Raw genomic sequence first — 9,052 nt, 5'->3', positions numbered from 1 at the left:
ATAATTTATTATAAAACTAAAAACATATAAATTATTATACAAAAAAAACAAATAAAATCAATATAAAATATTAAAATGAATCTACTGCATCATCTACATTTTCATATACTTCAAATAGATCTTCTAACTCTACTGTTTTTAATATTTTTTTGATTATATCTGGAACGCATGCTAATACTAATCTTCCATTTTTATCTTTAATTTTTCTCATTATAGAAATAAATACTCTTATGCCGCTTGAGCTTAAATATTCAATTCCTGATAGTTCTAATATCAAATGAATAGAACCAGACTCTACTAATTGCTCCAACTCAGATTCAATAGATACAGATAAATTAACATCTAATTTACCAACTAAACTTACAACTTTAACTTTTCCTTTATCTTCTATATTTAAACTCATATAATTCTCCTTAAATAATAATTAATTTTATTAAGTATAACAAATAAAAAAAATATTCAATATACTTACATATATAACAATATATTGATAGAATTGTAATATTTATTTTAAAAAAATTGACTCTTATGATAAAATTCCTATCATAGCTTTTTTTTCCCAATTTATATCTGATGACTGAGGACAAGGAAAAGTATTCCATTTAACATTTTTTTTGGCAGCCCAATTTTCTTTATCTTCAAAAACTCCATTAAGCTTCATCCATTTATTGAGTTTAGTATAATAAGATGATTTATATGCATAGGTATAATACAATTTGTTATTTTCAACTATATATCCTTCCATAAAGGTTACCTTTATAGATGGATATCCGGAAAAAACAAGCATGAATTTATTTAAATAATCTGTATTGCTGTAAACTGCCATATTATCATGCTTGGCATGAATAAAATTTAATACCTTCTTTTTATTTATAATGAGCACACCATCTTCTTTAAAAGTGTAATATCTATCTTCTTCCTTCACTACTCTATTTTTTACTAACTTAATCCAAGCATTATCATAAGATACAATGGTATTATTATTAATAAAAAATAAAACAGTCAAAACTAATAATATAACTAATATAATAGAAATATATGACATTATATTTTTTAATATAACTCTCCTGCATACTCTCCGTCAGCCCAGTTAACATCTTCCGGCTGAGGTACAGGATAAGAACCCCAATCGGCATCTGCATTTGCTACCCATCTTTCATTTGTAAAAGTAGAGTTGGCTTTTTTCCAAGAATCTAACTTACCTTGATAGCTTTTTATATATTTTGAATATCTCATTATTTTTCCGCCTTCTATAGAATAGCCCTCAACTAAATTTACACCCAAAGCCGGAGCATTATCATAAAACATTGATATAGGCACCTGATGAGTATAATAAGCATGCTGATCTGATCTTGCACCCATAAATTTATAAATTTTCACAAGAAAAAGAGGCGATCTTCCTGAAACCAATTCTAAATCTCCGCCGGGTCTTCCTTCATATAAAGCCCCTTTCATATCTATAGTTTTTCTAAAAATAAAACTAGCCCAATTTTTAGAATAATCACTTTCTTTTGTTATGTTTTGTGCATTTAAAAAATTAAATGAAAAAACGAATAAAGATACAAACAAAATTATTCTCTTCATATTTTTTCTCCTACTATATATAAATCAAATAAAAAATACAAATGTAAAATATGTTTTTAATATATTATCGGAAATATATAATTAAGAATAAAAAAATTTGACTATAAAAATAATTTTATTCAGAAAAAACTCTTTGCATAATAATATCTGATATATAAGAAGCCAATTCTTCTACAGATATAAAACAATCATTAAGTATCCAATCTGTAAGAACGGATATAAATGCCCCAGAATAAAAACTAACCATAACTCTTATAACATTCTCTTTGTCGGGGCGAATGGTCTTAAAATCTTTTATACCTTCTATTACATAAGAAGCTAAATATTCTCTTAAAATATTTGTAACACTTCCGTCCTTATTATTCTGAAATATTATTTTCAAATATTTTCTATTTAAATAAAAATACTGCAGTATTTTTTCCATTATATCTACATGCGAATCTTTTAATTTATTTGCTATTTTATACCTTTTCAAATCTTCTAAAAATTTAGCCTCGTATTCATCTAATTTAGATTTTAATAATTCGTATTTATCATTATAGTAAGTGTAAAAAGTACTTCTATGCATATTAGCTTTAGCACAAATATCAATTACTCTTATGTCCTCAAAAGGTTTTTCTTCTAATAAAACACCAAGAGAATCTTCAAGCAATTTTTTTGTTTTTTTTACTCTGGCATTATTTTTATTTGAACTGCTTTTCATATAAAATGTCCTAGATTTTGGTAAATTAAAAATATTAATAGACCTTTATATATTATATTATAATATAATAAAATGTAAACTATTTATATTTATAATTACAAATATTTTAATAAAAAATGTAAATTAATTTTATAATAAACAACAATATGATATTTATGTCTATAAAAATAGTCTTATTTAGGTCTACATGTCAAATATCTTTATAATTAATATTATTTATTAGTAATTTTTTCTATAAAAGTATAAATTCATAATAAAATTTGATATACTATAGTATATAATATATAACATGGAATTATAGGATAATGAAAAATCTAATATACTTTTTTGCAAATAACAGAATGCTTGTAAATATCATAATATTCGTTTCTATTATGATAGGTCTATATTCATACTATAACATAGACAAAGAATCTTTCCCATCAACCGATTTAGAATTAATGATTTTACAAGTTGTTTATCCGGGAGCTTCGCCGTTAGATGTAGAACAAAATGCTGTTATACAAATAGAAGATCAATTAAGAACTATATCAGGAATAGATGAATTTACTTCAATAATAACAGAAAATGCTGCTATTATATTCGTGCAGTTAGATATGGAAATTGATACAAGCAAAGCTAAAGATGATATATTTAGAAAAATGCAGAATGTACCAGACATGGCTGCTGAAGTTGAAACTATAGAAATAACTGATATAAATCCAAAACTTACATCCATATATAATATAGGAGTGCATTTTAAAAAAGGATTTGAAGGAGATGAAAAAGTTTTATACGACTTCAGTAAAGAACTTGAAAGAAAATTAAAATATGTTGATGGTGTTGCGGATATAAGGGTGCAGGGAAGAACAGACCCTGAAGTAAAAATACTCGCTGATCCTAAAAAACTGCAGGAATATTATATTTCTCTTACTGATATAGTCAATTCACTTTCTGCAAGAAATATAAGGGCTACAAGCGGAGATTTAAAAAAGCCTATTTATATGGATTTAGAAGAAAATGAAGAAGAAAAAACAATAGTAACAATGGGACAATTTGAAAATCCTTCAGAGGCTACTAATGTTGTTGTAAGATCTACTTTCAATGGGCAGAGAGTAAGGATACAGGATTTGGCAAAGGTAAACAGCGGTTTTGTTGAAAAATCTATATATGTAAGAATAAACAGCCTAGAAGGATATTCATTAAGCATATTAAAAAAAGAAAATGCTGATATAGTAAAAACTACAGAAAATATAAATGCTTTTCTTAAAAATAATCAAAATTTAATACCTGAAAATATCGAAGTTACAACTATTGGAGAAACTTCAAGAATGGTGTTAGCTCTTACTAATGTTGCAACTAGTAATTTAATATTTGGTTTCATTATAATATTGATAGTTCTTTTAATATTCTTAGATTTCAAAAGTGCATTATTTACAAGCATAGGAATGATAGTTGTAATATTTATCACTTTCTCATACATACATTTTTCTGATTTAACTTTTAATATAATATCACTTGCAGGAATAATTACAGTTATAGGAATGGTTGTTGATAACAGCATTGTAGTATGTGAAAATATATACGATTTCCAAAAGGCTGGTAAGACAGGACTTGATGGTACTGTAGAGGCTGTAAAAGATGTTGTAAGCCCTATAATGGTTGCTACTATGACTACTGTTGTGGCCTTTATGCCTATGCTTCTTACTAAAGATGTTGTAGGTAAACTTATAGCACCTTTTCCTAAAGTGGTGGTTGTAGCTTTGATTGCAAGTTTATTTCAGGCTATATTTATTCTACCTAATAATTTACAGGATAAAACTAAAAAAAATTCTAAATTTAATTTCCTAAAAAAAATAAAAAATCCATTAGATTTTGATAAAGAAAAATTATTCAATGCTATGAAAAATCCTTTTAATAAGGCATTAAAAATTTTATTGAAATTCAGATATTTAGTAGTTTTATTTTTTATAGTTCTTTTAATATTTTCATTCTTTTTAGCTAAAGATAGTTTGCAGAAATTTATACTTATATACGATACAAGTTCTGACAGTATAATGATAAATATTGATTCAGGAATAGGAAACTCTATAAAGAACACTATGAAGTATGTTGAGCAAATAGAAAATGTTATATATAAGTCTGTTGATGCTGAAAACTTAATAGCAGTTAATAGCATTGTTGGAAAACAGGTTAATCAAAATATAGTTGATATTTCAGAAGAATCAGCAAATCTTGCAGGAATTACAGTTTATCTTATACCGTCTACAGAAAGAAAAAAAACAGCTTATGATATAATGGATAATATAAACAGAGAATTAGAAAAAACAAGTTTAAGAGAAGAATTAGATGCTTTGATGGTATCAGTTAAACTTCCTATGGATCCTGGAAAAGCTGTAGATATAAAAATTGTAGGGAATGATTTAAATCAGACTAGAAAAGTGAGAGATGAGGTAAAAGCATATTTGCTTAGTCTTAATGGAGTCATAAACTATTATGATGATGATAAGTCTGGTAAGAATGAATTAAGAGTATTATTTGATTATGATGAAATAGCTAAATTAGGTATGAATGTTGCAAATGTTGCTAATGAACTTAGAACAGCATACAGCGGTGCAGTTGCAACTTCAATACAGGAACTTGATTATAAATTAGACTTTAGAGTTCAGCTTGACAGAGATTATATATATGATACGAATGTACTTAATAATCTTGTAATACCAAACACTTACAACAGACTGCTTTATTTAAAAAATGTTGCAAGTATAACTGAAACAAATGGAGTATCTTCTATTAGGCATTATAACGGACAAAGATGTATTACTATCAATGCAGATCTAGTTCAGGGACAAAACACATCTATACAAGTAATGTTTGCTGTACAAAATAAATTTAAAGATATAAGTCAAAGATATCCCGGTGTTATAATAGGTTTCGGAGGAGAAGCCGATCAAACAGTAGGAGCTTTAGACGGACTTGCAGTTACATTATTGATAGCAATAGTTTTAATATACTTAATATTATTACTTCAATTCAAAAAATTTGCTCAGCCTTTAATGATAATGTTTTTAATACCATTTACATTAACAGGGGTATTCATAGCATTTTATGTTCATGGTATGCCTATGTCATTTATAGGTTTTATAGGTATTGTAGGGTTATGCGGTGTACTTGTTAATGACGGCATCATAATGATAGACTTGATAAACAAAATAATAGAATCTGGAAAAACTGATACAGAAGCATTGAGTAATCCTAAAAAGTTTGCATTCGACTCAATAGTAGAAGGAGCTACTCAAAGACTTCTTCCAATATTTTTAACTACAGTAACTACAGTTGGAGGATTGATGCCTACAGTTTATGGTATAGGAGGAGATGCTGATTTGATAGTACCTATAGTTATGAGTTTAGCTTATGGACTTATATTCTCAACATTAATAACATTGATATTTTTACCTTGTGTGTTTATGATAGCAGTTGATTTGAAACTTATAAAATTAAAATAATTTTTGGCATAAAGTTTTTTTGACTACAGGTATAGCATACATACCTGTAGTTTTAAATCAATTATATTGAAACTTTATCCATTTACCGCTTAAATATCTGAATGTAAATATTACAGCCTTTACTATCCAATCAAAGAACATTGCTATCCAAGTGCCAACCATACCCATTTTAAAATATAATGCAAATACATAAGCTAATACTATTCTGCATAACACCATTGAAACTGAAGCAACTATCATAGGAAACTTAGCATCTCCTGAAGCTCTGAATACCACGGGCAAAGAGTATCCTAATGGCCATATAATCATCATAATAGCATGATACCATGATAATTTATAAGTATATCCCGTAGCCTCAGCGGATAAATGATATATATTAAGTATTATAGGCAAAATTGCAAGCATAACAGCACTAGTTATAGTTTGAGATACATAAATAATAGCTATTATTTTTTTGGTATAATATTTGGTTTGATTATAATCGCCGGCACCTACGCATTGAGATATAACAGTTGTAAGTCCCAAGCCTATAGCCATACCCGGAAGAACCTCTAAACTAGCGATAAGAGTAGAAACAGAATTTGCCGCTATTGATGCTGTACCAAATGTAGATATTAAACTAAGTATCAATAATCTTCCCAAATAAAACATTCCGTTTTCTATACCATAAGGTATTCCTACAGATAATATCCTTTTTATAGTTTGAATATCCATTTTATATATGATTTTATTTTTTATATATATAAGATTATTTTTATTTAATCCCAAAATTATAATTATCAATGCTGAACCTATTCTGCTAATCAATGTAGATATTGCCGCCCCTGCTATGCCCATTTTAAATATATAAATTAAAACAGCATTTCCTATAACATTTAATATATTCATAGATATCATAATCTTCATTGATATTTTTGAATTTCCCATAGTTCTGAACATGGAAGCTCCGCCATTATAAATAGCTAAAAATGGTATTGAAGCTGCTGCTATCAGCATATAAATATTTGCCTCATTTCTAACTTCATCGGTAATACTTCCGAATAATGCTCCAAATAATGAATCTTTAAATAAATATATAATTAATGTTACAGCCATAGAAAATAATAATAAAAATCTTATAAGCTGATTAATAGAATCATCTGCTTTTTCTATATTCTTAGCCCCTATATATTGTCCGCCTGCAACAGCCCCTCCTGCAGAAATAGCAGCAAATATACTTATAAGAAATGCTATTACAAAATCAACTAAAAATACAGCGGATACAGCAGACTCCCCTACACTAGCAACCATCAAAGAATCTATAAGCCCAACTAAATATTCTAAAAATACCTCTATAATAAGAGGAACAAATAATTTTATAAGATATTTATTAGAAAACATATAATTAGTTTTCATATTATTATTAAAATCAGAATAAATTATATCACTCACTTTACAGTCCTCAAAAGATTTATTTAATTATTTTTTAATTAAATAATCAAACATTTAATCCCATATTGTATGCTTCCTGCATAAATTTTTTATCTTTAATTTCTCCTTTATTCCAAACACCATACGCCAATATCATTCCTTTCTCTCTTACATCTTCCAAACAATCTAAAAATCCTCTGAATCCGTCAATGGTTCTGAGCATTTCTTTTTCATTTTCTGTAGCTGCCGATACAATAAAATAAAAATCTTTATTTTTAATTTCTAAATATTTGCTAACACATCTGTCTATAAATGTTTTCATTTGAGCATTCATTGTATAGAAGTATACAGGTGAAGCCATTACTATTACATCAGATTCAAGTATTTTATCCAATATATCTTTCATATCATCTTTTTGTACGCAAGGCTTATTATTTTTATAACAAGTTCCGCAGTCTTCGCAATAACCGATATTTTTATCTTTTAAAAATATCTTTTCAGCCTTATGTCCGGATTCTTCAGCACCTCTTAAAAATTCATCGCATAATGTATCAGAATTTCCTCCTTTTCTTGGACTGGATGATATTATTAATACTCTTTTACTCATTTTTTATAACACCTCATTTTGTTTTACTAATTTTGGAAGTATTATAGCATTAGAGTATACTCCAATGTCAAATGATTTTTTAGAGTTTTTATAAAAAAGTTAATTAAAAATTTATTATGATAAAATGGATAATTAATTATAATAATCACATATAGAAATATAGTTAACATAATATTACAATCAGAATATAATTTGTAAGTAAATAAAATATATATAAATGATAAATATCTTTTAAAACTAAATTAATTAAATATTATTAAACTTAGGCTTGCCATATAAAGAATTATTTGCTAATAAAAAATTAAATAATACAATAACTAATTTTGTAATCTAATTTTCTTAAAGTAAGTATTATTAAAATCATAACTTATTTTTTAATTCTTCTAAAAAGATTTTTGAGGCTTTGGAAAATACTTGATTTTTCTTCCATATAATACTTGAAGTTACATATAATTTTGGTTTTAAAGGTATAAAACATAATTCACTTTCACTTACTGTATTTACAAGTTTATCCATAGTAATAGCATATCCTATACCCTCTTCAACTATAATAGCCGCATTATAAATAAGATTATAAGTTAAAACTATATTTAATTTATCAATATCTTCACCAATCCACTCATAAAATTTATTGCTTTTTGATTTATTATTAAAAAATCTTTTAGGACATATTATTGGAATATTTAATAAATCTTCTTTAGTTATAAATTTCTTTTTGGATAAATGAGAATCTTTTCTCATTAATAAACCATATAACTCTTTATGAGGCATTTTTATATAATCGTATTTAGCTTCATCAAAACTTCCTATTAATAACCCAAAATCAGCAAGCCCTCTGTCTAATTTTTCTGTAATATCAGAATATATTCCGCTATGAATATGATATATTATGTTCGGATATGATTTTCTTATATCTTTTATTATATCAGCTATGATATGCATATAATATGTTTCTCCGCTTCCTATATAAATGTCTCCTGATACTAAATCTTCAGAAGACTTAAACTCCATTTTAGTTTTTTCCATTAAATCAATTATCTCTTCGGCTCTCTTTTTTAAAAGCACTCCGTCGGCTGTAAGTTTGATACTATAATTGCTTCTTATAAAAAGTTTTTTGCCTATTTCTTTTTCTAAATTATTTATCTGCCTTGATAGATTTGGCTGAGTAAGATTGAGAGAATTAGCAGCTTTTGTAATGCTTCCCTCTCTGGCTGAAGTTAAAAAATATTTTAATGATTTTATATCCATAACTATTCCAATTAT

At 26.6% G+C, this 9,052-nt stretch carries 8 protein-coding genes; 1 reads left to right on the top strand and 7 read right to left on the bottom strand.

All coding sequences use genetic code 11. From position 1 onward, the window contains the following. Positions 1-70: 70 nt before the first annotated feature. The 4 genes from BHAMNSH16_RS13380 to BHAMNSH16_RS13365 form a co-directional block, all read right to left on the bottom strand. Positions 71-403, bottom strand: a complete 333-nt coding sequence (locus tag BHAMNSH16_RS13380) for an STAS domain-containing protein (protein ID WP_039953838.1) — start codon at positions 401-403, stop codon at positions 71-73. A 123-nt stretch (positions 404-526) separates the two neighbouring features. Then, on the bottom strand, positions 527-1,045 hold the full coding sequence (locus BHAMNSH16_RS13375) for a hypothetical protein (RefSeq protein ID WP_069731825.1): 519 nt from the start codon (positions 1,043-1,045) through the stop codon (positions 527-529). 8 nt (positions 1,046-1,053) lie between these two features. Further along, positions 1,054-1,584: a hypothetical protein gene (locus BHAMNSH16_RS13370; protein WP_069731826.1), complete on the bottom strand. Its 531-nt coding sequence runs from the start codon at positions 1,582-1,584 to the stop codon at positions 1,054-1,056. A gap of 115 nt (positions 1,585-1,699) precedes the next feature. Beyond that, the gene (locus BHAMNSH16_RS13365) at positions 1,700-2,287 is read right to left on the bottom strand and encodes a TetR/AcrR family transcriptional regulator C-terminal domain-containing protein (RefSeq protein ID WP_069731827.1); all 588 of its coding nucleotides are present in this window, start codon (positions 2,285-2,287) and stop codon (positions 1,700-1,702) included. 305 nt (positions 2,288-2,592) lie between these two features. Here BHAMNSH16_RS13365 and BHAMNSH16_RS13360 point away from each other — a divergent pair, with 305 nt between their 5' ends. Next, the gene (locus BHAMNSH16_RS13360) at positions 2,593-5,772 is read left to right on the top strand and encodes an efflux RND transporter permease subunit (protein ID WP_008726886.1); all 3,180 of its coding nucleotides are present in this window, start codon (positions 2,593-2,595) and stop codon (positions 5,770-5,772) included. Between the two features lie 57 nt (positions 5,773-5,829). On the opposite strand, the gene BHAMNSH16_RS13355 is transcribed toward BHAMNSH16_RS13360, so the two are convergent. The 3 genes from BHAMNSH16_RS13355 to BHAMNSH16_RS13345 all read right to left on the bottom strand — a co-directional run bounded on the left by BHAMNSH16_RS13355 (position 5,830) and on the right by BHAMNSH16_RS13345 (position 9,037). Next, positions 5,830-7,203 carry an MATE family efflux transporter gene (locus BHAMNSH16_RS13355; protein ID WP_008726885.1) on the bottom strand — a complete coding sequence of 458 codons (1,374 nt, stop codon included), beginning with the start codon at positions 7,201-7,203 and terminating at the stop codon, positions 5,830-5,832. Between the two features lie 46 nt (positions 7,204-7,249). Beyond that, on the bottom strand, positions 7,250-7,789 hold the full coding sequence (locus BHAMNSH16_RS13350) for a flavodoxin family protein (protein WP_008726884.1): 540 nt from the start codon (positions 7,787-7,789) through the stop codon (positions 7,250-7,252). Positions 7,790-8,149: 360 nt separating this feature from the next. Beyond that, entirely contained in the window at positions 8,150-9,037 is an 888-nt protein-coding gene (locus BHAMNSH16_RS13345; protein WP_069731828.1) for a LysR family transcriptional regulator, read from the bottom strand. Between the last annotated feature and the right edge of the window lie 15 nt (positions 9,038-9,052).

Origin of the sequence: Brachyspira hampsonii (genome assembly GCF_002214805.1) — a bacterium.
GTDB lineage: Bacteria > Spirochaetota > Brachyspiria > Brachyspirales > Brachyspiraceae > Brachyspira > Brachyspira hampsonii.
Note: the sequence above shows the minus strand (reverse complement) of the source record. Positions and strands in the feature narration are given on the sequence as shown.